Raw genomic sequence first — 25,174 nt, forward strand, 5'->3', positions numbered from 1 at the left:
CAAGGTTGATAGGTGAGGGGTGTAAGTGTGGTAACATATTTAGCTGACTCATACTAATAGATCGAGGGCTTGACCAAATAAAAACAACTGGATATTGTGTGCAATTTTGAAAGAACAGTATTAATAAAATATGTTTTTTCAAAAAAGAATTTATTTACATAATAGTAAATTCACATTAAATTTGATAGATTCGAGCAGTGCTAGGAGTCAAAGAGCGCGGAGCGGAACGTACTTCAAGTTACGTGAGCACCAAAGCGATGCAGACGACAACGCAATGCGAAGGAGATAGCAAATTTAGAGAAAAATTGGTGATGATGATACAAAGGTAACACCCCTTCCCATTTCGAACAGGACGGTTAAGCTTTGAGATGCCGATGGTACTGCACGGGAGACTGTGTGGGAGAGTAGGGAATCGCCAATTGTTGTTCCGCGATAGCTCAATGGTGGAGCACTCGGCTGTTAACCGATAGGTTGGAGGTTCGAGCCCTCTTCGCGGAGCCATTTTATTATGACAAGTAACTCAGCAGAAGCTGAGTTTTTTTGTTTTTCAATAAAAATTATGATTAAGAGTGGATGCTTTTGAAGGTTTTTGAACGTTTGTGATTAAGACTTCTTATTTTTGAGTGAAATGTTATTGACAATTGAAATGTAATCATTTAAAATACAATTAAGCAATCAAAAACAATCATAATTAATCAAATAAATTCAATGAAGGAGTTTGAATGATCATGTTTGCGCAAGAGAGACAACAAATAATATCAAATATGTTAAAAGAGAAAAGTAGTATTAAAGTTATAGAAATTGCAGAAGCATTAGAGGTTTCAGAATCTACTATTAGAAGAGATCTTCAAGAGATGGAAGAGAAAAGTCTTTTGATGAGAACTCATGGAGGAGCTGTAGGAGTAGATAATAGAACCAACTATGAACCATCATTTTTAGATAAAAAAGATGAAAGAAAAGATAAAAAAATAAAGATTGCAGAATATGCAAGTAAAATGATAAATGATGGAGACACTGTAATATTAGATTCTGGAACAACTACGCTAGAAATTGCAAAAAGAATAACAGCTAAAGATGTAACAATAGTAACTAATTCAATAGATATAGCAGGTGAATTATCATCAAATGATCAGATAGAAGTCATAGTTACGGGAGGATCTATTAGAGTTAGTACAAGAGCAATGGTTGGAACTATAACTGAAAGAATGTTAAAAAATTTTAGAGTTGATAAAGCATTTATAGGCGCAAATGGTATATCCATAGATGATGGTGTTACAACTCCAAATGTAACCGAAGCGCAAACAAAAAAAGTAATGATGAATAATGCTAGAGAAGTTATAGTAGTAGCTGATGGAAGTAAATTTAGAAATGTATCATTTTCAGTAATTTGTCCGGTAAAAGCTGTAAGTATGATTATAACTAGTGATGAAATAACTGAACAAGAAGTGCAAGAATATAACGAAGTAGGCGTTGAAGTTATAACTACTTAGAACGAAGGGGATGATATTATGGTAATTACCGTAACCTTAAATCCAGCCCTAGATAGAACACTGATTATTGAAAATTTTACTTTAGGTACTGTAAATAGGGCATCTAAAGAGAGATTTGATATTGGAGGAAAAGGAATTAATGTATCAAAAGTGCTAAAAAACTTAGGGATAGAATCAAAAGCTATTGGTTTTTTAGGTGGTATGGTTAAAAGTGTTTTTCTAGAAGAGTTAGATAATAGAGGGATAGAGCATCAATTTGTTGAAATAGGGGCTCAAACAAGAACTAATATAAAAGTAGTAGACAATAAAAATTCTACTAATACTGATATTAATGAGGCGGGTCCAGCAATAAAAGAAGAAGAGTTACAAAAATTTATAGAGATATATAAAGAAAATTGCAAAAAAGAAAATATTATAGTCATATCAGGTGGGATACCTAAGGGTATTTCAGATGACATATATGCAAGACTAATAAAGATAGCTAAGGAGAGAGGGGCTTATACAATATTAGATGCAGAAGGAGAACTGTTTAGGAAAGCGATAATGGAAAAACCTTATGCGATAAAGCCCAATAATCATGAATTATCATTACTGTTTAATGAAACACTAGAAGATGAAAGTAAAATAATTGAAAAAGCTATTGGAATCCAAAAAAATGGCGTATCAAAGATTTTAGTTTCATTAGGCTCTAAAGGAGCAATATATGTTACAGATGATGAAATTTATTCAGCAAAAGGCTTGAAGGTAGAAGTAAATAGTACTGTAGGAGCAGGTGATTCTATGGTAGCAGCAATAGTGTATTCTCTTTTAAATAATTTAAGCAATAAAGATACCTTAACTTTTGCACAAGCTTGTGGAGCTTCGACTGTACAGCTTGAAGGGACAGAAGCTTGTACATTAGATGAAGTAAAGAGCTTTTTAGAAATATCTGAAAGAAATGTGAGGCGTGTAGATTATGGAAATTAGAGATATGTTTTCAAAGGAAAGAGTAAGTTTTGACATGAAATCAAAGACAAAGACTGAAGCATTAGATGAGCTTATTGAGTTGTTAATAAAAGATAATAAGGTAAAAGACGCTGCAGTATTTAAAAAAGCAGTATTAGATAGAGAAGAAGAATATTCAACTGGGATTGGAATGGGAATAGCAATTCCTCATGGAAAGAGTAACTCTGTTATAGAAGCTTCAATTGTATTCGGGAAGAGTGTAGATGGGGTTGAGTATGATTCAATGGATGGAAAACCAGCACATTTATTTTTCTTAATAGCTGTACCAGAAGAAGCTAATAATATTCATTTAAAAGTATTAAGTGAAATATCAAGAAAATTAATGCATTCAGAAGTTAGAGAACAACTAATGAATTGTGGTAGCTTTGAAGATTTTCTAGAGGTCTTCTAACTATATAACGAACTTATATGTAAACTATTGAATAAAAAAAGGAGGAATTATAATGAAACTAGTAGCAATCACTTCATGTCCAACTGGGATTGCCCATACTTATATGGCAGCAGAAGCACTTCAAATGGCAGCAAAAGAGTTAGGATATGAAATAAAGGTTGAAACTCAAGGGTCAGTAGGGGCTGAAAATGTAATTACTAATGATGACTTAAGAGAAGCAAGAGCTGTAATTATTGCAGCAGATACAAATGTTGATAAAAGTAGATTTGTAGGTCTCCCATTAATCGAGGTTCCTGTAAAGGATGCCATTAAAGATTCAAAGGCTTTAATAAAAAGAGCACTAGATACAAAGGTTAGCGAAAACTTATCAAGCAAAGTTAATAAAATAAAAGCTGAAGAGAAGGAATCAAGAACAGGAATATATAAACATTTAATGACTGGTGTATCATTTATGCTTCCATTCGTTGTAGCAGGGGGTCTTCTTATTGCATTAGGTTTCGCTTTTGGAGGAATTTATGTTTATAATTCTCCAAATAGCATCGGAGGAGCTATATTTTGGACAGGCAAAGCATCTTTTGCACTAATGATTCCAGCATTAGCTGGGTATATAGCATATTCTATAGCAGACAGACCAGGATTAGTTCCAGGTATGGTCGGTGGATTCTTAGCACAGAATGTTGCTGGTTATGAGTTCTTAAACACAAAAGTTTCAAGCTTCTTAGGAGCTATTATAGCAGGATTCATTGCAGGGTATATAGTGTTATTTTTAAAGAAATACATTAAACTTCCAAAGTCAATGGAAGGTCTAATACCAATACTTGTTTTACCTTTATTATCAACCCTTATAGTAGGACTTATAATGTTATTTATAGTTGGTGGGCCGGTAGCATATGTAAATGATTCACTTGCATGGTGGTTAAACGGATTAAAAGGTACAAATGCAGCTTTACTAGGAATTATATTAGGATTAATGATGGCATTTGACTTAGGTGGACCTGTAAACAAAGCAGCCTATACATTTGCTACAGCGACTCTTGTAGCAGGAAAACTTTCAACTATAATGGCAGCAACTATGGTTGCAGGAATGGTTCCTCCATTAGGAATAGCATTAGCAACTGTAATTGCAAAGAAGAAGTTTACAGATGCTGAGAGAGAATCAGGAAAAGCAGCTTGGGCGTTAGGATTATCATTCATATCTGAAGGAGCAATACCTTTTGCAGCAGCTGATCCGTTAAGAGTTATACCTTCAGTAATGGCAGGAGGAGCAGTAGCAGGTGGATTGTCAATGGCATTTGGTTGTGGATTAGCAGTTCCGCATGGTGGTATCTGGGTGTTAGCTATTCCTAATGTAGTTTCTAACCTATTACCATATGTTGTAGCACTTGTTGCAGGAACAGTAGTAACTGCAATTATTCTTTCAATAATTAAAAAGCCTGTGGCATAGCAAAATAAAAGTAAGATATAATTAAAATAAGAGTTGCACATTTGATATTAGTATGATATTATAAAAAAGTACGATAGTACAAATAAAATAAGATAAAGATTGAATGAGATAATGATTTTCTCCAGTTTAGAGAATTTGTTAATCCAGTGAAGATCTTTAAAATGGAGGAATTGAAATGGCAGATAAAACATTAGTATGCAGAGATTGTGGTAAAGAATTCGTATTCACAGAAGGAGAACAAGCGTTCTACAAAGAAAAAGGATTCGATAACGAACCAACAAGATGCGTAGATTGCAGAAGAGCAAAGAAACAACAAAATAACAGAAGATACTAATCTGAATGTTAGGCTATGAAAGGAAACTTTCATAGCTTTGTTTTTTTTACTCTTTAGAAATTTATAATTCTATATTGACATAGATATAAAGTAGAGATATAATTTTAAAAAATATAGAATTCTATGAAGAGAAAAAGTAGTTGGTAATTAATTTTCTTAGCGAGTGAAGGGTGGTGGAAGCTTCATAAGATTATACTAATGAAAGACATCTCAGAGAAGTTTATTTTAATTTTAGTAGGATAAATCGGGAGCCACCGTTATATGGCTTTAGAGATAATCTTATTTAATGAGATTAATAAGGATGGCACCGTGGGTATAACCTCACTCCTTGCAAAGGGAGAGAGGTTTTTTTATTTATCAAAACTATGAGTAGCATTATTACTTATTGATTTATTAGTAAGGTTAATTAGGATGGTATCGTGAAATTTAATCTTCGCTCCTAAAAGGGGTGAAGATTTTTTTTGTTTTTTAGGAAAATGCCATGGTTTATGGTATTGATTATTCTTTACATTAGAAAGGAGAAGTATTATGAAAAGGGAAATGGCCAAAGAATTAAGTGAGAAGATTGAAGAAAGGATAATGCTAAAAGGGTGGATTCATAGAATTAGAACACTAAAAAATATAACATTTATAGTATTAAGAGATGAAAGCGGACTAGTACAATGTGTAGCTGGAAAGGAAATATCACTAGATGGAATTTCAAATGAAGCAGTTGTAGAAGTCATAGGAATAGTTAAAGAAGGAAAAAATTCATTAAACCCTTATGAAATTTTTGTAGAAAGTATATCTGTATTAAATGGGGTAATAGGGGAGCTGCCTATTGAAATTAATAAAAGTGAGCTTCAAGTTTCATTAGATACACTTTTGAATAACAGGGTTCTTAGTTTAAGAAATGAAAAGGAGAACTCGATTTTTAGAGTTCAGCATATTTTAGTTCAAGCATTTAGAAGTTTTCTATCTAGTGAAGGATTTACTGAAATATTCACTCCTAAGATAGTGGCTGAAGGAGCAGAAGGCGGGACTGCATTATTTAAAGTAGATTATTTTGGAGAAAAAGCATATCTTTCTCAGAGCCCTCAATTTTATAAACAAATGATGATTGGTGCAGGGTATGAAAAGGTATTTGAAATAGCAAATTTTTTCAGGGCAGAAGAGCATGATACAAGTAGACATTTAAATCAATTTACAAGTATGGATGTTGAGATGGCATTTATAGAAGATGAGTCAACAATAATGGATTTAGAGCAAGAATTACTAAAATTTATGATGAAAGAACTAAATGAAAAAGGAGAAAAGTATATAGAAGCTCTAAAAATAGAAATTCCTATAGTTGAAGAGATTCCTAGATTTGAATTACGAGAAGTAAAAGAAATTCTTAAAAATAACTATGGAAAAGTTATAGACGAAAATGATCTTGATCCTGAAGGAGAAAGACTAATTAGTAAATATGTTAGAGAAAAATTTAATTCTGATTTCGTGTTTATTACTGATTATGGCAGAGAGTGTAGACCAATGTATACAATGCCTAAAGGTGAAAATGGAACAAAAGCATTTGACCTTATATTTAGAGGGGTTGAGATAACATCTGGTGCCCAGAGAATTCATGAGTATAATATGCTAGTTCAGAATTTTAAAGACAAGGGATTAAACCCAGAAGACTTTAGTAGCTATATCGAAACCTTTAAATATGGTATGCCACCACATGGAGGTTTTGCAATAGGACTTGAAAGGTTTATGGCGTTATTACTAGGTATTGAAAATGTAAGGAAAACATCCTTATTTCCAAGAGATAGACATAGATTAGTGCCATAAAAAATATATATCACATATAAAAATAATTTAACAAGAGTAGAATTTATTTAATATTTTAGGAAAAAATATGTAGTATAGGATAAAACTAACCATAATAAAAAAGAATATTCAGAATATTTAGAAAAGATAAAGGAAATACAGTTAAATAGTAGAATATATATTTATATAATAGCTTACTTTAATAAGGTTAGGAATAAAATATATAAATTTTTAATATTTTTTATATAGATAGATAAAGCTGAATTATCAGCATTATATATATACCTAAACTATAGGAAAGGTGGGTGAAATCAAGGGAAAATAAGTACCTTGATGAAGAGTATGAAAGAATACAAATTAGCTAATTTAAGAAATGTAGGAATTGTCGGTCATGGTTCCTCAGGAAAAACATCATTAGTTGAGGCGTTATTATTTACTACAAAGTTAACTGATAGACTAGGGAAAATAGAAGAAGGAACTACTATTAGTGATTATGATCCCGAGGAAAAGAAAAGAAAAATTTCCTTGTCAACATCCATACTACCATTAGAATATAAAGAAAAGAAAATTAACTTTTTAGATACCCCTGGTTACTTCGACTTTTTAGGTGAGCAAATAGAAGGAATGAGAGCCTCAGATGTAGCTTTAATAGTAGTATCAGGTGTATCTGGGGTTAAGGTAGGTACAGAAAAAGCATGGGATTATTGTAATAAAATTAAGTTGCCCAGAAGTTTCTTTATTAACAAGTTAGATAGGGAAAATTCAGATTATGATAAAGTGCTTGCTTCATTAAAGGAATCCTTCGGTATGCCTGTAGTTCCAATACAATATCCAATTGGAAAAGAAGCTGATTTTAAAGGGGTAGTAAACGTTATTTCAAGAAAAGCGTATATATACGATAAAGGTAAATTACAAGAAACAGGAGTTCCAGCAGAATTGGAAGAGAGAATAGAAGAATGTAGAAGCATGGTTATGGAATCAGTGGCTGAAACAGATGAGGAATTATTAAATAAGTATTTTGCAGAAGGGGAACTAACAGATGAGGAGATATATGCAGGATTAATTATTGGATGCACCTCAGGGGATATAGCACCTGTAATGTGTGGAAGTGCATTAAAAAATATAGGAATGGAAGTATTATTAGATGATATATGTGATTGTTTCCCATCACCTAAATATGCTGTACCACAAAAGGCTGTTAAATTAGATACTGGAGAAGAAGTTTTTGAGGAGTATAATGAAGATAAACCATTCTCAGCATTTGTATTCAAAAGCATAGCTGATCCGTTTGTTGGAAAGCTATCGTTGTTTAGAGTTATAACTGGTAAAGCTAGGGGCGATTTAAATATATATAATTCGTCAAAAGATAAAACAGAAAAGTTAAGTAATTTATATTTTATGAGAGGAAAGCAACAAACTCCAGTTAAGGAGATAATAGCAGGGGATATTGGAGCAGTAGCAAAATTACAGTATACTGGCACTGGAGATACCTTATGTGAGGAATCTTTTAAGATAAGGTATGATAATATGAATTTCCCTGAACCTATAATGTCTATGTCAGTTGTGCCTAAAAGCAAAGGTGATGAAGAAAAGATATCATTAGCATTAAATAAATTATTAGAAGAAGACCCTACATTTAATATAAACAGGGATACAGAAAATGCTGAAACAATTATTTCTGGTATAGGAGAAACACATTTAGATGTAATTGCATCTAAAATTAAAAATAAGTTTGGAGTAGATGTATTACTTCAACCACCAAAGATTCCATATAGAGAAACTATAAAAGGGGTAGCTGATGTTCAAGGAAAGCATAAAAAGCAATCTGGTGGACATGGACAATATGGAGATGTATGGATTAAGTTTGAACCTAGAACAGATGGTGAGACTGAATTAGAATTTGTTGATAAGGTTGTAGGTGGTGTAGTACCTAGAAACTTTATCCCAGCTGTAGAAAAGGGATTGAAAGAGTGTATTCAACATGGAGTTCTAGCAGGGTATCCAGTAATAGGCTTAAGAGCCACACTTCATGATGGTTCATATCATTCAGTAGACTCATCAGAAATGGCATTTAAAGTGGCAGCATCTTTAGCATTTAAAAAAGGATTAGAGCAAGCCAAAGCAATATTATTAGAACCAATAATGCATGTGGAAGTTCTAGTGCCTGAAGAAAATATGGGAGATGTTATTGGAGATTTAAATAAAAGAAGAGGTAGAGTTTTAGGAATGGAACCAGATGGTAATATTCAAAAACTTATAGCGGAAGTTCCATTAGCAGAAATGTTTAAGTATGCTACTGATTTAAGAAGCATAACTAGTGCGAGAGGAAACTTCTCTATGAAGTTTGAGAGATATGAGGAAGTTCCTCCAAATGAAGTGGATTCTATTATAGAAGAAACTAAAAACTTAAAAAATGAATTGGTTCATGCATAAAAAATATGTTTATTTAAGAGATACTGAAGATTCAGTATCTCTTTTTATAATTAAATATTTTAAAACTTTTACATAAGTACATTTGAGTATAAAGACAAGCTCTATAGGGAAGATTATAATTACAAAATTTTTTTAGGAATTAGAAGTAATAATATTAAAATTACTTAATTATATATAAAAGAAACCTTAATAGGAGGATTTATATGTCAGATTATAAGATGGAAATAAGGGGAAGCATAGGATTGAGTGACTATAGTAATATATATGATTACATAGGAGTCGTTGATTCCAAAGATAATTTTACTATAACATTAAATGCTGCAAGCAAAGAAAATATAGATATAATTTGTTCAATGCTTGAAGGAAGCAATTTTATGATAAATGAACAAGGGCAAGATGCATTAGGAAATTATTATATAAATGCGCTTAAAAAGAAATAAACAAAATAAGTAGTTCTATGATATAATAAAGATGATATCGTTTAGCTAGTATTAACTAGCTGAAGATAACCAACTTCACTAAGGATTTATACTGGCTGATTTTGGGTTTAAGTGTTAAAAAATCAACAAGTGTGAATAAAATTAGTGTAATGGTTATCTATAATATTTTAGTTGGACAAGTTATTGATGAGGAGGTAAAAAATGAAGGATTATGTTGTAGGTGTAGACCTAGGAGGAACAAAAATCAGTTGTGCTATTTCTGATTTAAAGGGTAGAGTTATAGCTCAGTCTACAATCCCAACATTAGCTGAAGAAGGAGAAAATGCAGTATTAGATAGAATAATTAAGTCTATTGATACTGTAATAACTGAAGCTAAGGTTAAGACAAATGAGGTGAAAGCTATAGGTATAGGGTCTCCAGGACCATTAGATTCTAAAAAAGGAATAATAATTACAACACCAAATCTTCCTTTTAAAGATTTTGATTTAGTTAAGCCTATAGTAGATTATTTCTCAATACCAGTATATCTTGATAATGATGCAAATGTTGCAGCAATTGGAGAGTTTATGTTTGGTGCAGGAAAAGGCACAGAAAACATGATATACATTACTGTAAGTACTGGAGTTGGTGGAGGAGCTATACTAAATGGTAAGATATTTAGAGGAAGCACTTGCAATGCTTTAGAAGTTGGACATACTACAGTATTCCCAGGAGGCCCAAGATGTGGCTGTGGAAATATAGGATGTTTAGAGGCTGTATCATCTGGAACTGCAATTGGAAGAAGAGCAAATGAAGCAGTAAACTCTAAAGTAGAAACTTCATTAAGAAATTATGAAAAAGTTACTTCATATGAAGTATTTAAGGAAGCTGAAAAAGGAGATGCAGTGTCTCAAAAGATCTTAGATGAAGCTTTAACTTATTTAGGAATAGGTGTAGCAAATATAATAGCAAGTTTCGATCCAGAAAAAGTTATTATAGGTGGTGGAGTTTCAAAAGGTGGAGACATAGTATTTAAAAAGGTTCAAGAAGTAGTTAATGAAAGATGTTTTAAGGTTATGTCAGATAACTGTAAGATTGAACCAGCAGGCTTAGGAACAGAAGCAGGGGTAATAGGTGCTTTAGCTTTAGCAATAATGGAAAGTGAATAAAATATAGATATTATAGGCTATCTCATAATTAAATGAGTAGCCTCTTTTTATTTTAAATTAATATAAAGAATAATGATTTTTTACTATTCATATTTTATAATATTGTTTAGTAAATAAAATACAAGGGTTTTAAGCTCAACTAATAACTTATTCAAACAAGAATAAATTAAGTTTTCTATAAAAAACCTATACTAGGAGGAAAAATGAAAAGCATAATATATCTAACGAGGCATGGAGAGACAATTTGGAACTTAGAAAAAAGGTTACAAGGATGGGGTGACTCTGAATTAACAGAGAATGGAATAAAAAATGCAAAAAATTTAAATAAAAGAATTAAAGATGTAAATATAGATGTGATATATTCAAGCTCATCCAAAAGAGCAATAAAAACATCTGAAATAATAAGAGGCAATAAGGATATTCCTATTATTCCTAAGGATGGATTAAGAGAAATGGGATTTGGTGAATGGGAAGGTTTAATATGGGAGGATATAGAAAAGTCAGACGAATATTCTGAGGAATTATATAATCTTTATAATGAACCCCTTAAATACAAATCCTTTGGTGGAGAATCATTTGCTGAATTTAGTGAAAGAACTATGGAAACAATAAATGAGATAATTGATGAAAGCGTTGGTAAGGATATATTAATATTAACTCATGGAATGACATTAAAATTAGTTTTGGGGTTTTTTGAAGGAATATCACCAGAAGAAGCTATTAAGGGTATAATAATGGGGCAAACATCCTTAACTAAAATAGTTATAGAAGATGGGGAATATTCAATAGAATTAAAGAATGATACGGAACATTATGAAGAGGATTATGAAAGAAAAGGTTGGTAATCATTAAAATAAATTTCCATACATAAAAATTATGTTTCTGCATAGATTAAATAATGTAAGGACAAGAATTAATGGACGGGAGTGAATTAATGATGACAAAGGATAGCCAAGTAGATAATAAGCTTTCTAGAGAATTAAAATCAAACTGGGATCATAGGATTACTTCAGAGGAAGAAAAAAATAAAAATAGAACTGCAAAGAAACAGTCAATAGAGAGATCAGGGCAATAAATTCTTTTGCTTCATACATAACCACATCTAGCTTTTACCCCACCTTAAAGCTAAATTTTATGAATACTTATTTTTAGATGTTCAGGTTTTGAGGTAAAGGAGTTTTTTAAATAAAGAATCTGTCCAAGGCAATATTTTGCTTTGGTACAGATTTTTTTACTCTTTAGAGATTTATGAAATTTTAATATTATAGACAAATTATAAGTTTGAATTTTTAGAAATGAAGTCCATATAGAAAATACCAAAATTTAGTGTTATTATTATAGTTAATTAATTTATTTCTAAGAAGGTGAAGAAAATGAATGCAGAAATTATATCAGTAGGTACAGAACTATTGCTCGGAGATATAGTCAATACTAACGCTCAGTACTTATCAAAAGAATTAGCTAGTCTAGGTATTAATGTATATAGGCAGACTGTTGTTGGAGATAATGAGGAAAGAATATTAGAAAGCTTTGAGAGAGCTTTTGAAAATAGTGATATTATTGTTACAACTGGTGGGCTTGGACCAACTCCGGATGATTTAACAAAGGAAGTTGCAGCAAAATATTTTAAGCAAGAATTAGTACTTCATGAAGAATCTTATAAAAAATTAGAAAGTTATTTTAAGAATAATGGTAGAGGTGTTACTGAGAGCAATAAGAAGCAGGCATATTTCCCCAAAGAAGCTATTATTCTAGAGAATAATCATGGAACTGCTCCAGGAGCAATATTAGAAAGTGAGAATGGTAAGAAAATAATTATTTTGCCAGGACCACCTAAGGAAATGAAGCCTATGTTTGATGAGCGTGTTGTTCCATATTTAAAAAAATTAACTGATAATGTCTTAGTTTCAAAAACACTAAGATTATTTGGAATAGGCGAAAGTCATATGGCTGAAGAAATAAAAGATATTATAGACACTCAAACCAATCCAACTATTGCGCCATATGCAAAAGATGTGGATGTAACATTAAGAATTACAGCAAAAGGGAAAAATGAAGAGGAAGCAAGAAAACTTATAATCCCTATGGAGAAAAAGGTTAGAGAAAAACTTGGAGAGTTTATTTATGGGGAAGGTGAGACCACTTTAGAAGAAGTAGTTGCGAAGATGCTGGTGGATAAAAAGATAACTATTTCTACTGCAGAAAGCTGCACTGGTGGAATGATAGCTTCAAAGCTAATAAATTATGGAGGAATAAGTGAATGTTTTCTTGAAGGGGCTGTAACTTATTCAAATGATGCAAAAGCAAATAGATTAGGAGTTAAAAAGGAAACCTTAGATAAATATGGAGCAGTTAGTGAAGAAACAGCAAAAGAAATGGCTGAAGGTATAGCAAAAACTTCTGGAACTGATGTTGGAGTCTCTACTACTGGTATTGCAGGACCTACAGGAGGAACTAAGGAGAAACCAGTGGGGCTTGTTTATGTAGGTATAAGTTATAAGGGAAATACAATAGTAAAAAGATTTGAGTTTCAAGGAGATAGAAATAAGGTTAGAATAAGAACTACAATGAATGCATTAAATATAATTAGAAAAACTATAAGTGAAGAATAAATAACAGAGACATTGTCTATGATTAAAATAACATACCCTCTAGAATGCAGTAGCAAGATCTAGAGGGCAGTTAATTGTTATATTTAAATGGGGGAGAGGCTAAATTGTATAAAGCAATTTTGCTTCAATAATAGTGTAGACATATTTATAAATTTTTATACAGCATAATATTTAGAGATAAGAAAAATATTTTAATAATAGATTGGTAATTTTTTAATGACATGTAGAAAGTGGGAATTTTATGAAAAAAGTTTTTAGAGCAAATTTATATTTCTTAATCATATTAGTTCTTAGTGTTTTTGGCCCTGAAGTAATAAATCCATTTTTAGTATCAATAGGAGTTAGAGATGTTAGGATTGTATTAGAGACAAATCATATTTTATTATTTTTAGTACCTGCAACAATATATATATTTGTAACTAAATCATCTTTTAAAAAGACTTTTAGGCTTAACCCAATAAGTTTTAAGAATGTTTTATTAATCATTGGTCTAGGTTTTGCAATCCAACCTGTTATGATGCTTTTTTCTCTTATAACAAGTTTCTTTTTTAATAATGATATTTCAAATTTTATAAACTCTATAAGTGACACTCCATATCCAGTAATGCTACTATTAATAGCCGTAACACCAGCTATAACAGAAGAGGTTACATTAAGGGGAGTGGTACTTTCAGGTTATAATTTTAAAAATAAATGGATAGCAGCGATTACTACTGGAATTTTATTTGGAATTTTTCATTTAAATGCACAGCAATTCCTTTATGCAGCCGTACTTGGAATGGTATTAGCATATTTAGTTAGAGTAACTAATAGCATATTTGCTTCTTCACTATTACATTTTATGATTAATGGAATACAGGTTTCTTTGCAAAAGATACTTGCACCATTTGTGAAGAATAACTCAACTCCAGACATTGCATCCTTAGGAATAGATGCTAAAATAACTGCACTTATATCTTATGGAACTTTAGCAGTAATATTTGGTGCACTTTCAATAATTATAATTAGAAAGATTGAGAAGAATTGCAAGAGTAAAGGTATTTACGATTGTTATGAAAGTCTTTCTATGGAAACAGAGATGGCTTTAAGGACTGAGCTTATTAAAGAGAGAGTAATAAATCTTCCGATGATTGGAATAATAGTATTTTATTTATTTGCAATGATAGTAATAATTAAATAAAGCAAATATAATATTATCGCTCAAGAAAAAGTAGATAAAGCGATTAAAATCAATTATACTCAAATTTACAATGAATTACAAAATATTGGATGTGGTGGTATAATTGAACATAGAAACTAACTTATAATTGTATCAATCTATGAATTATTAGGGGGAATTTTATGAAAAATCAGCTTAAATACTTTTTATTAGGGATTATAATAATATTATTTAGTTCACCTATGGGTTATTTTATGATTAACACAATCTACGCAAATAAAAATTTAGTAGGTGAGTATACTACTTTATTAAATGGTTTTATACAATCAATAGAGATAATTGGTGCTTTAATATTTTCTATAGGATTAATAAATATGTTTATAGAGAAAAAGTATAAATAGAATATATATTTCATAACTTTAATATGATACAAAATAAAGTCCAGCAAATTTTGCTGGACTTTTTAACTTAACATACTATGTTACAAATATTATTTTTCAAAAGTTACTCTTTATAATTTAAAAGATCTCTTTGATTTATTTTAAATACATATTAGCTAATTTAGTAAATGCATCCAAAGATTTTTCAATTTTATCATAGGAAATACAATATGAAAGTCTAAAGTATCCTGGACAGCCAAAGGAAGAACCAGGTACTATAAGCAAATTGAATTTTTTAGCTTCATCTGCAAATTTAACATCATCTTCAATTAAAGCTTTAGGGAATAAATAGAACGCTCCTTGAGGCTTTATACATTCAAAACCTATTTTAACAAGATGATTGTATAATAAGTCTCTATTTTTCTTATATAAGTTTATATCTACCTCTGAATCTAGTGCTTTAGCAACAACTCTTTGGAAAAGAGAAGGAGCATTTACAAACCCAAGTATTCTGTTAGCAACATTTAGAGCTGCCATAAAATCAGAGAAATCATCCATATCACTATTTGCTACTATATATCCTATTCTCTCTCCAGGAAGGGATAGGGATTTACTATAAGAATAGCCTATAAGAGAATTCTTATAATAATTTAGAATACACGGTACATTGACTCCATCATATACGATTTCTCTATAAGGTTCATCTGAAATTAAGTATATGCTTGTATTAAATTCCTGCTGCTTTTTTTCTAGAAGATCAGAGAGTCTTTTTATTAAGTCTTCAGAATAAACAACTCCAGTTGGATTATTAGGAGTATTAATTATAATAGCTTTTGTTTTTTGAGTTATTTTCTTTTCTAATTCAGTCAAATCAGGCTCAAAGGTAGTCAAGTCAGGTGAAACAACTACCAGATTTCCTTGAAAGTTTTCTACATAGTTATTATATTCCCCAAAGTATGGAGCAAAGACTATAACTTCATCACAAGGATTTAATAATGTTTTAAAAATGATATTAAGTCCGCCTGCTGCCCCACAAGTCATTACTATATTATCATGAGATAAATTTAATGAGTGCTTTTTATTAAGAAAGCTTGCAATAGCTTCTCTAACATCTTCATAACCAGAATTGTTCATATAGCCGTGAACATAGTTTGGCGACTCATCATTTAATATTTCGATTATGGAATTTTTAATATTTTCAGGAGGTTCAAGGTTTGGATTTCCTAAGCTGAAATCAAAAACATTATCTTCTCCATAGATTGCAGATAGTCTTTTTCCTTCTTCAAACATAGCACGTATTAAAGAGCTAGTTGAAACAAGTTCCTGCATTTTATCTGAAATCATACTACATGCCCCCATTCATTTACTAAGTAATACTAATTATTTTATCACACTTTAGTAAAGAATTAAATTTTCCTAAAGCTATCTCCAACATAGATTTAAGGAAAACCATTCACAATTCCCACAAATATCATTAATTGCTTCTGTTGGAATAGAATCTTCAAATTTTTTCTTAATATCAATATAATTATATGTTTTACTTGGAGTTAATGAGAAATATTTAATTACTTTTGCATCCATTATAGAAACCTTAGCAGCACTAGTGCAGATATGGGATGAATTCAAGTTAGGACATTTTGAACAAATATTATCATTTTCAAGGGTAAGTGTAAATTCTTGATTAGTATTATTAAGCTTAAAAAGTATTTCATGCATATTCCTAGTAAAATCAGAACTATAGCCTTCTCCAACAAACCATTTTAGGCATAATAAATGATGTGGCCTAAGATATAGCATTGGAACTTGCACCTATGTTAAGTCTTCTTTTTATATTTAAACCTAAAAATATAGTAATAAATACAACAATAATATCTTTAAATATAAATGGGTAAAGTCCAGCAGCTAATGCACTTGTAATAGATAAATGAGCAACTATTGATAATTGAAGAACTCCTACTAGATAATCAAATGCAAGAGCTACATAAGTTAATACAAATATAATAACAGTGCCACATTTTGAGGAAGCATTAGAAATAATTAGTGGCATTATTAGGAATCCAAGAAGGTATCCTCCTGTAGGACCAACAATAACATTAAAACCACCATGGAAACTTGCGAAAACAGGTAGTCCTACTGCTCCTAATAAAATAAAAACTAAAACAGATAAAAATGATTGCTTAGGTTTAAAAATAAGTGAAATTAATATAACGGCAGGTACTTGTAAAGTTAGTGGAACAGCTGAAAACGGTAGTGGAATAGAGAATTGAGAAAGAATAGCCAAAATGGCAGCTCCCATACCTATAAATGTTATATCTCTAATTGATAAAGTATTTTTCATGTTAATCTCCTTTTTAAATATGTATATAGTAAATATATACCATAGTATAATAAGATAAAATACAATTGTCAACCTATAAGCTTATAATTTGGTTTACAATTAAAATAAAAAAAAGAACCTCAAAAGGAAGTCCTAAATAAATATTAATCAGAGATTCTTTCTTTATGATTTTCTACATTGAAGTTTAATATCTTTATATTCTTTACTGCATATTCAGCGTTTGAAAGATCGGAATTTATTAAATTCATAAGGATATTTTCAGTAGGAATAAAGTCATGTCCTAATATGGTTTCTACTTCAACTTCAATCTTAGTTTTAATGCTATAATTTTTTTTCATAATAAAGCCTCCTAGCTAAATATTTATATTTAAATCATAGCAGTAATAGGATTAAGGTTAATGCCTTGAGCTGTTAAGAATTATTAAAAGTAGGTTAATTAAACAAAAAGTGTGCCATCAATAAATTGATAGCACACTTTTTACTAAATTATTTTTTTAAGGTAGAGGTCCATTGATTGTCAGTTGCAGATTTTTGTTTTTTTTCACCATTGCAAGTACAGCTGTTTTGAGTAGGGTCTCCAGCTGTAGAAGCCCATTGGTTATCTGTAGCTGTTTTTTCTTTTTTATTCATCTTCAAAACCTCCCTTCTTTATAGAGCACTAAAAATATAATTAAATATTTTAAAACTCTACTATTATATTTTTAACTAATTAAATTTTAAAATTCTATAAAAAGAATTGAAGTGTTGGATAAAATTATAAGAATAAATACTCTTGTAATAAGTCGTACCATCTATTAAAATTATCCTAGCGAAGTATTACTAAGGAGAGAAGAAAATGAGTGTTTTAACAGTTAAAGATATGAGCCATGGATTTGGTGATAGAGCTATATTTGAAGATGTTTCTTTTAGATTATTAAAAGGAGAACACGTAGGTTTAATTGGAGCTAATGGAGAAGGAAAATCTACATTTATGAATATAGTTACCAATAAACTTATGCCAGATGAAGGTAAAGTAATTTGGTCAAATAATGTTAGAGTTGGATACATGGACCAGCATGCAGTATTAGAAAAAGGAATTTCCATAAGAGATGCACTTAGAGATGCATTTAAATATTTATTTGATTTAGAAGAAGAAATGAATTCTCTTTATGGAAAAATGGGAGAAGTTGAACCAGAAGAATTAGAAAAAATGCTTGAAAGAACTGCAACTATTCAAGATTTATTAGATCATAATGGATTTTATGTAATAGATGCAAAGGTAGAAGAAGTTGCTAAAGGTCTTGGACTTTTAGATTTAGGCTTAGATAGAGATGTAGATGATTTATCAGGTGGACAAAGGACAAAAATTTTACTTGGAAAGCTATTATTACAAAATTCAGAAATATTACTTCTAGACGAGCCTACTAACTACTTAGATGAAGAGCATATAGAGTGGCTTAAGAGATATTTAAATAATTACGAAAATGCGTTTATATTAATATCCCATGATATTCCGTTTTTAAATTCAGTAGTTAATCTTATTTATCATGTAGAAGAAAGAAAGTTAACTAGATATGTAGGAGACTATGATGAGTTTAGAAGATTATATGAAGAAAGTAAAAAGAGATTAGAAGCAGCATATGAGAAGCAACAAAAGGAAATAGCTAGATTAGAAGACTTTGTTGCAAGAAATAAAGCAAATGTTGCTACTGCTAATATGGCTAAATCAAGACAAAAGAAGCTTGATAAAATGGAAGTAATAGAACTTTCAAAAGAAAAACCAAAGCCAGAATTTAACTTCAAAGCAGCTAGAGCTTCAGGAAAAGCAATATTTGAAACTAGAGATTTAGTAATAGGATATGATTCACCATTAACTAAACCATTAAATCTTTATATGGAAAGAGGACAAAAGATTGCTTTAGTTGGAGCAAATGGATTAGGTAAATCTACACTCCTAAAGAGCTTACTTGGAAAAGTTAAGCCTTTAAGTGGAGAAGTAGAACTTGGTGATTATCAATATATAGGTTACTTTGAGCAAGAAGATAGATCAGGAAATACTAACACTTGTATAGAAGAAGTGTGGCAGGAGTTCCCAAGCAAGACTCAATATGAAATTAGAGCAGCCTTAGCTAAATGTGGCTTAACAACAAAACAGTTAGAATCAAAGATCATGGTTTTATCTGGAGGAGAAGCTGCAAAAGTAAGACTATGTAAGATTTTAAATACAGAAACAAATATATTAATCTTAGACGAGCCTACAAACCATTTAGATGTAGAAGCTAAAGAGGAATTAAAAAGAGCCTTAAAAGAATATAAAGGTTCAATATTACTAGTATCCCATGAACCAGAATTCTATAGAGATGTGGTAACAGAAATATGGAATTGTGAAGATTGGACAACTAAAATAGTATAATAGTCTCACAAAATAAGATTACTAGGAACAAAGATAGCTCAAGCCTTTAATTTACAGGGGCTTGAGCTTTTTATACACTAAAAATAAAAGAACCTAGTGTTAACTAAATCCTTAATTGTTATTTTAATTCATAGCTTTCAATAAAATCAATGTTATCTAATGCATCTATTGTATGAAAGCTTATTTGGTGGGTAGGATATTCAAATTTCATTAAGTCAAAAAATTGTTGTTCTTCCATTTGTCCATGAGTATATGCGTCTATATAATCATATATAGTGTCATCAGCCATGGGGCCAATAACTACATCGTATTTATGAGTATTACCACTTCTACAGCCGACTACAAATTCTAACCATTCACTTGTATAATCTTCAAAGATTCTTACATTTAAGGTTTCAGTATTTTTAATTTCATAAACATTAACTATCGGAGTCTTAAATTTACTAGCCCGTTTTTCTGCTTGTTCTTTAATTTCAGTGCAATAGAAGCCCCAGGAAAAATCTTTAGTAAACTTATGCTTACGAATCGCTGGAAATTCTTTTTCTATGTAGCTACCATAATATATTATTTTGTTCATAATTACCTCCATGATTATTTCTCCTCTCATTATATCAAAATTAACACAGTATTATAATCACTGTGCAATGGCTGTTAAGTTAAAGTATGAAGTTTTTGGTAAAATATTTGCTGAATGAAAAAGTAAATATAACTAATGTTCGAATGTACTAGAGTATTATCTATCATTTATGTAGAATGTGTTATGAATTCTTGAATAAAGATATAACTGTGTTCAAGGGTGACTTGAGTTATGTATTACAAAAATAGAAAATATATTTACAAATCATTAAAAATGTAATACATTTATCATGAGGATTAAGTTAAAAGGAGGTATATATGATTAAAGGAGCTGAGAGAAAAGAAAATGCAAAAATGATTCAGTTTAGAGCGCCTAGTGAGTACTTAAATATGATCGATATTATTACAATTGTAATTAATGAAAAAATTAAAGCTATAGGAAGTACAGATTTTTATAATGTTACCGATGTTATGAAATTGTCTATTGAAGCACTTTCTACAGGGAAAAATTCAATAAATATTCTAAATAAGGAGTTTCATATAAATGAACTAATCGATGAAGAATTAGCTAGGTTTTATTCTGATAATTATAAGGATGAAGTTTTACCTTTAATATTGTTATCCTTTAAAAATTGCTTAATAGATGAATTAAAAGAAATTCAATATGATGTACATTTGTCAAAAATAGATGATAAGAATTATCAAGGAGATAAGTATCTAGAGTATATTAGTGGGCTTTTGGCAAGTTGGAGTAGTGATATTAAGAATATTGATATAGAAGTTGCTATTAATAATATCAATGATATATGTCAAAAAGTTAAAATTAACATTGATGATTCTAGTAAACTAGAATCATCAATTGAAGATGTGCTAATGGAAAGCGAATACTTTGAATTCTTCCAGGGATTAAGGTTGAAAAATCAATATCAATACAGTTTAATTTTAAATTATGTAAGAGAAGAAATAAGTAAACTAGTAACTAAATTGCAATCAACTTCTGAGAAGTCTAACTATGATATTGAGATTGAAGATCCTTTTAAATAAGACATACTTTAACATTAAAACTTATGAGAAATAAAAGCTCTATGAAAACAAATGTATTAAGGCATTAATAAAATATAGAGCGGAGGGGTAATATGGAACTTTATAAATATAAAGATATATACTATTTTGGAGATTATTATAATTATTGGATATTTGATGATCAAGGGAATAAATATGAAAATCCAGATTTTTCTAAAGGACTAGGGAAACAAGTTCTTGATATAAAAAACAATAGAATAGATGGCATTAAATTTTATAGTGATAAAATTATAGAATTTATTGAACATGTAAATGATAAGGATAAAATAGAAGTTATTACATATGTCCCATCAAGTAAAAAAGATACACAAAGTAAAGGGATGGAAAGCGTATTAAACACTGTATGTAAGCACTTTAATAATAAAATAGAATTTATTGAATGTCTATCAAGAACACAAGAGATTAAAAAATTGGCACATGGCGGAGATAGAAGTAAAAGTGTTCATTTTGATTCAATAAGTGTGAAAAATGAAGACTATTTAAAAGGAAAAAATATACTTGTTTTTGACGACGTCACTACTACTGGTAATTCCCTGCAGGCATGTAAAGAAATTTTAAAGAACGCAGGTGTAAATCTTATTCAATGCTATTCATTAGGTAAAACGGTAGATGTGATACATGATGAGAAGGCATTAGAAGATGCAAGGAATTTTTTTGAACTTGATAAATGTATTAAAGTGATAATAAATGAGGAATTTGATGGAAAAAATGTGATTGAAGGATTGATCTCTAAATACAATAGGGCAAGAAGGGGTTTTATTCATTTTTGGAGAATAATTGAAAGAAAAAATTTGATGGAACAAAGAATGGTGGAGGTATATAGATACTTACTTAGTCAAGTTAATATTTTAAGTAGACTGGAGTATTTTTGTGATTATCAAGATTCTGAAGAGTTAGATATTTTAAAATTAATGTTATATAGGAGTTTAATTTTTGAAACCTATCAGACGCAGTATATTGTGGACTTCTTTAAATTAATGATAAATGTAAGAACTTACAAGGGAACTTGTTATGATTATACAGAAATAATGTACAAGTATGATTTTAGTCAATCTTTTGAAATAGGATCATATACAATAGACTGTTATTCTTTTGATAAGCTAATCGCTAGAGGTATCAATAGTAGAGGATATAATGATATCGCAAATGCATTTTATGTGGTGAACACAGAAAGTTCATTAAAGAAAGCGTTAGAATACATAAATATAGCTATATTAAAAAAAGCTGATTGTGGGGTTTTACATTATAATAAAGCGTTGATATATATCAAAATGGGTGAATTAAAAAATGCATTGAGTTCAATAAAAGATGCTAATTTATGTATGGTGAAAAAACATGAGAATTCTTTATGGTTTCAAGGTGGAAAGGATAAAATTATAAGTTGGCTAAAAGAAATTAATGAATTAGTAAACTCAGCAGAAACTAATCATTATTTGGGTATGTTTATGTATGAATATTCATTAGAAACAGGTATTGAATATTGGTCTGAACGTAGGAAAAGATTTGATTACAAAAATAATAAGAAAGATAATATTAAGCTTACGGCTATTGAAAATGAGATATTAAAATACTTACATCTTGCAAGTACAAAAAGTGATAATTTATTTAAAAGTAAAACAGAACAAGATTTAGTTAACAAATCAGAAGAAAATTATCAATATATGCATTCTGGTAGTTTAAAAGATAAAAAGGGAAGAGATATATATAAATTTAAAAAGAACTTAATTGACGAATGGAATCAATTGGAAAGTAAAATAGGTGACGAAGATATTTATTATACCAAGCCAAGTGAACCAGATTGGTTAGGAGGGTTTGAGTCAGAAGAAGAATTTTGGGAACATTAATATAACCGAGGGATTAAAGGATAAATAAACATTTATGTAATAAAAAATAAGAAAATAACAGAGTAAGAAGATATGGAGATAAATAGATGAATGATAAATTAATTATTACATTATTAAATATCCCAAAGGTAAGTAGAAAAACAGTTAATAGTCTATTAAAAACAACAAAGATTTATTCATTAGATGAACAAGAAATTTTACGAACATTTGTAAATGTAAGAAAGGTTAATAAGAGAATTATAGTGCCAACTTTAGAAAGTATTAATACTGCATTGAAGAAGGCAGATAAAATATTAAATGAATCAAAAGAGCAGGGTATAGGTATTATAACAATGCTAGATAAAGGATTCCCATTAAAACTTAAGGAAATAGAGCATTCACCCAATATATTATACTACAAAGGTGATATCAAATGTATTTATGAAAATAAATCGATAGCAATAGTTGGAACTAGGAATGTAACTTCACATAGTATTAGAATCGCTAATAGATTAGGTAGTGTATTTGGTAAAGAAAACTTTATTGTTATAAGTGGATTAGCAAAGGGTTGTGATGAATTTGCACATAAGGGGTGTATTGAGGTTTGTGGTAGAAGTATTGCTGTATTACCAGGAGGAATCGATAATGTTTATCCTGAATCCAACAAGAATTTAGCTCGGGACATTATTAAAAATGGTGGATGTTTGGTTAGTGAGTATCCTGTGGGGGTTAAACCATCTAAAAATACCTTTGTTGAAAGGGATAGAATACAAAGTGCATTAAGTTCAGCAATTTTAGTTGTTTCTACGGGGGTTGTTGGTGGGACAATGCACACAGTTGATTTTGCATGCAAGCAGGGGAAGATTGTAGCTTGCTATGAGCCTAAAGATAATTTTAGTAATGAAGCAGGTATGAGTGGTAATATTAAGTTGATTGAGGAAGGAGTTGCCATTTCTATCTCAGATACTAATGATATTAGTTCTTTGATGAAGCGTATTGAGCTTAATGCTTTAGATAATAAAGAGTGTATAAGCGCAAATGAAGAAAGAATGATTCAAGTAAGTTGGTTATGAAATTTTTTAATTGGTTTAGAAAGGTGATAAAATGAGAAAGTTTAAAATTTATGACAATGAACAGAAAATGGTCGATGAGTTTGTATCTACTAATATAATTAATGAGAAGTTTTTAAAGCTTAAGTATGCTAATCATTATATATACACAACTAATTGTTTTACAGAAGAGGATAAGACTTTAAAGATGCAGTTTTTTCTTGAAATAAAGGGAAAAACTGATAATTTCTTTATTGATTTCTTAGATATTAAAGAAGAAACAATACGGGTTGTTGATTTTATAGCAAATGAATTTAAAGTAAAAGTAGAATATATTAGGATATATTTTAATGGAATTGATGGTTTTTTTATAGTAGTTTCTAATATTGCTTTGGGATTGTATGATACAGGTAGAAATGATATATATTTAAGAATTAATCATGTTGTAAAATATATAAAGGAAAAAACAAAGTGTGATTATATAGTGACTGATAATTATGGTTTAGATTTAGTGCATCTTGAATTTGAAACCTTACACTTAAATACAAAGTTATATACTCATAGGATATCTAGAGATAGATTAGAGATGTTAGATAAGAAGAATTTCATTGAATATTTTAGCGACATTCAAAGAGAAAAATTTAGAAATGGAGTTAGAGAGTTTAGAGATGAGCCAGAAGGTAAACTTAAAGAAGTATTGGAGTCATATATTCCGCTGTATTCAGAACAGGAGTTAAGTAGTTGGAAGAAATCCTACTTTAACTTTGATGTAAATAATAACTTGAGTACAGGTGAAAATTTAGAAGCATTTAAAATGAAGTTAGCCAATGATGCTAATTACAACAGAGGTAACAACTTTTTATTATATATGTATAACACGATGTTAAATGAAGTCAATAACTATCCAAAGCAAGAATCCTCCGCTTTTAAAATAACATGGATTAGATTAATGGTTACTGAATTTTTAGTAATGACAAATGAGGACAAGGGGTTAGGAGTTATTGAGGATAATACAAACTATTACATATTTAATATAATAAGTGGGGTAACTGAATATATAATGCAGCTAAATATTGCTAATTATTTAGTGGAAAATGATGAGAAAATCATTAGGTTTATGTATGATAATACAAAGGTACATGGAATTGATAGAACTTCTGAGAGTGAATTTGAGTTTGAAAGTTTAATTAGAGCGCTTTCTAATATTGATTATATGCTAAATGAAAAAACCTAATAGATATCTATAGAAAAATAAAATTAGAATTATTTATTATGTATTCTGAGA

Annotated in this window: 25 protein-coding genes, 1 tRNA gene, 1 rRNA gene and 1 other annotated feature; of the genes, 21 read left to right on the plus strand and 6 right to left on the minus strand. The window is 30.0% G+C overall.

The window, feature by feature from the left end; genetic code table 11:
• The first annotated feature begins 304 nt into the window (after positions 1-304).
• From rrf to JK634_RS01160, 16 genes are all read left to right on the plus strand, one after another.
• Positions 305-421 (plus strand): 5S ribosomal RNA (gene rrf, locus JK634_RS01085).
• A gap of 5 nt (positions 422-426) precedes the next feature.
• Positions 427-501 (plus strand) — tRNA-Asn (locus tag JK634_RS01090).
• Positions 502-722: 221 nt separating this feature from the next.
• A complete protein-coding gene (locus JK634_RS01095; protein WP_338031202.1) occupies positions 723-1,490 on the plus strand; it encodes a DeoR/GlpR family DNA-binding transcription regulator in 768 nt (255 codons plus the stop codon).
• Between the two features lie 18 nt (positions 1,491-1,508).
• Positions 1,509-2,456, plus strand: coding sequence for a 1-phosphofructokinase (gene pfkB, locus JK634_RS01100; RefSeq protein ID WP_202765792.1), 948 nt, complete (start codon positions 1,509-1,511; stop codon positions 2,454-2,456).
• Positions 2,446-2,886 carry a PTS sugar transporter subunit IIA gene (locus JK634_RS01105; RefSeq protein ID WP_202765793.1) on the plus strand — a complete coding sequence of 147 codons (441 nt, stop codon included), beginning with the start codon at positions 2,446-2,448 and terminating at the stop codon, positions 2,884-2,886. Before pfkB ends, JK634_RS01105 begins: the two co-directional genes overlap by 11 nt.
• Before the next feature lie 52 nt (positions 2,887-2,938).
• Positions 2,939-4,330 carry a PTS fructose transporter subunit IIC gene (locus tag JK634_RS01110; RefSeq protein ID WP_202765794.1) on the plus strand — a complete coding sequence of 464 codons (1,392 nt, stop codon included), beginning with the start codon at positions 2,939-2,941 and terminating at the stop codon, positions 4,328-4,330.
• Between the two features lie 175 nt (positions 4,331-4,505).
• Complete coding sequence (locus JK634_RS01115; RefSeq protein ID WP_202765795.1) at positions 4,506-4,664, plus strand: zinc-ribbon domain-containing protein; 159 nt, start codon at positions 4,506-4,508, stop codon at positions 4,662-4,664.
• Between the two features lie 114 nt (positions 4,665-4,778).
• Positions 4,779-4,996, plus strand: a binding site (T-box leader).
• A gap of 196 nt (positions 4,997-5,192) precedes the next feature.
• On the plus strand, positions 5,193-6,476 hold the full coding sequence (gene aspS, locus JK634_RS01120) for an aspartate--tRNA(Asn) ligase (RefSeq protein ID WP_202765796.1): 1,284 nt from the start codon (positions 5,193-5,195) through the stop codon (positions 6,474-6,476).
• Positions 6,477-6,797: 321 nt separating this feature from the next.
• Positions 6,798-8,888, plus strand: a complete 2,091-nt coding sequence (fusA, locus tag JK634_RS01125) for an elongation factor G (RefSeq protein WP_202765797.1) — start codon at positions 6,798-6,800, stop codon at positions 8,886-8,888.
• A 203-nt stretch (positions 8,889-9,091) separates the two neighbouring features.
• The gene (locus JK634_RS01130) at positions 9,092-9,328 is read left to right on the plus strand and encodes a hypothetical protein (RefSeq protein WP_202765798.1); all 237 of its coding nucleotides are present in this window, start codon (positions 9,092-9,094) and stop codon (positions 9,326-9,328) included.
• Between the two features lie 201 nt (positions 9,329-9,529).
• Entirely contained in the window at positions 9,530-10,477 is a 948-nt protein-coding gene (locus tag JK634_RS01135; protein WP_202765799.1) for an ROK family protein, read from the plus strand.
• A gap of 203 nt (positions 10,478-10,680) precedes the next feature.
• Positions 10,681-11,322 carry a histidine phosphatase family protein gene (locus JK634_RS01140; RefSeq protein WP_202765800.1) on the plus strand — a complete coding sequence of 214 codons (642 nt, stop codon included), beginning with the start codon at positions 10,681-10,683 and terminating at the stop codon, positions 11,320-11,322.
• An 89-nt stretch (positions 11,323-11,411) separates the two neighbouring features.
• Entirely contained in the window at positions 11,412-11,552 is a 141-nt protein-coding gene (locus JK634_RS01145) for a hypothetical protein (protein ID WP_202765860.1), read from the plus strand.
• A gap of 298 nt (positions 11,553-11,850) precedes the next feature.
• Positions 11,851-13,089: a competence/damage-inducible protein A gene (locus JK634_RS01150; RefSeq protein WP_202765801.1), complete on the plus strand. Its 1,239-nt coding sequence runs from the start codon at positions 11,851-11,853 to the stop codon at positions 13,087-13,089.
• 241 nt (positions 13,090-13,330) lie between these two features.
• Positions 13,331-14,269, plus strand: coding sequence for a CPBP family intramembrane glutamic endopeptidase (locus JK634_RS01155; RefSeq protein ID WP_202765802.1), 939 nt, complete (start codon positions 13,331-13,333; stop codon positions 14,267-14,269).
• A 161-nt stretch (positions 14,270-14,430) separates the two neighbouring features.
• Positions 14,431-14,649, plus strand: coding sequence for a hypothetical protein (locus tag JK634_RS01160; protein WP_202765803.1), 219 nt, complete (start codon positions 14,431-14,433; stop codon positions 14,647-14,649).
• A 135-nt stretch (positions 14,650-14,784) separates the two neighbouring features.
• On the opposite strand, the gene JK634_RS01165 is transcribed toward JK634_RS01160, so the two are convergent.
• The 5 genes from JK634_RS01165 to JK634_RS01185 form a co-directional block, all read right to left on the minus strand.
• Positions 14,785-15,972 (minus strand): pyridoxal phosphate-dependent aminotransferase, encoded by a 1,188-nt coding sequence (locus JK634_RS01165; protein WP_202765804.1) that lies wholly within the window; start codon positions 15,970-15,972, stop codon positions 14,785-14,787.
• A 78-nt stretch (positions 15,973-16,050) separates the two neighbouring features.
• Positions 16,051-16,425: a DUF1284 domain-containing protein gene (locus JK634_RS01170; RefSeq protein WP_202765805.1), complete on the minus strand. Its 375-nt coding sequence runs from the start codon at positions 16,423-16,425 to the stop codon at positions 16,051-16,053.
• Entirely contained in the window at positions 16,412-16,966 is a 555-nt protein-coding gene (locus JK634_RS01175; protein ID WP_202765806.1) for a biotin transporter BioY, read from the minus strand. The genes JK634_RS01170 and JK634_RS01175 overlap by 14 nt, the downstream gene beginning before the upstream one ends.
• A gap of 143 nt (positions 16,967-17,109) precedes the next feature.
• Entirely contained in the window at positions 17,110-17,304 is a 195-nt protein-coding gene (locus JK634_RS01180; protein ID WP_202765807.1) for a hypothetical protein, read from the minus strand.
• Positions 17,305-17,452: 148 nt separating this feature from the next.
• Positions 17,453-17,602 carry a hypothetical protein gene (locus JK634_RS01185; RefSeq protein ID WP_202765861.1) on the minus strand — a complete coding sequence of 50 codons (150 nt, stop codon included), beginning with the start codon at positions 17,600-17,602 and terminating at the stop codon, positions 17,453-17,455.
• 199 nt (positions 17,603-17,801) lie between these two features.
• On the opposite strand from JK634_RS01185, the gene JK634_RS01190 reads away from it, so the two are divergent.
• Positions 17,802-19,358: an ABC-F family ATP-binding cassette domain-containing protein gene (locus tag JK634_RS01190; protein WP_202765808.1), complete on the plus strand. Its 1,557-nt coding sequence runs from the start codon at positions 17,802-17,804 to the stop codon at positions 19,356-19,358.
• A 118-nt stretch (positions 19,359-19,476) separates the two neighbouring features.
• Here the strand turns inward: JK634_RS01190 and JK634_RS01195 are convergent, their stop codons facing one another.
• Positions 19,477-19,935, minus strand: a complete 459-nt coding sequence (locus JK634_RS01195; protein WP_202765809.1) for a DUF3990 domain-containing protein — start codon at positions 19,933-19,935, stop codon at positions 19,477-19,479.
• Between the two features lie 317 nt (positions 19,936-20,252).
• Between JK634_RS01195 and JK634_RS01200 the strand changes: the two genes are divergently transcribed.
• From JK634_RS01200 to JK634_RS01215, 4 genes are all read left to right on the plus strand, one after another.
• A complete protein-coding gene (locus tag JK634_RS01200; RefSeq protein ID WP_202765810.1) occupies positions 20,253-20,978 on the plus strand; it encodes a hypothetical protein in 726 nt (241 codons plus the stop codon).
• A 92-nt stretch (positions 20,979-21,070) separates the two neighbouring features.
• Complete coding sequence (locus JK634_RS01205; protein WP_202765811.1) at positions 21,071-22,861, plus strand: ComF family protein; 1,791 nt, start codon at positions 21,071-21,073, stop codon at positions 22,859-22,861.
• Positions 22,862-22,947: 86 nt separating this feature from the next.
• Positions 22,948-23,913 (plus strand): DNA-processing protein DprA, encoded by a 966-nt coding sequence (locus tag JK634_RS01210; RefSeq protein ID WP_202765812.1) that lies wholly within the window; start codon positions 22,948-22,950, stop codon positions 23,911-23,913.
• Positions 23,914-23,944: 31 nt separating this feature from the next.
• Complete coding sequence (locus tag JK634_RS01215; protein WP_202765813.1) at positions 23,945-25,123, plus strand: hypothetical protein; 1,179 nt, start codon at positions 23,945-23,947, stop codon at positions 25,121-25,123.
• Positions 25,124-25,174 lie beyond the last annotated feature (51 nt).

Origin of the sequence: Clostridium paridis, from assembly GCF_016765615.1 — a bacterium.
In the GTDB taxonomy this organism is placed as follows: Bacteria; Bacillota; Clostridia; order Clostridiales; family Clostridiaceae; genus Clostridium_T; species Clostridium_T paridis.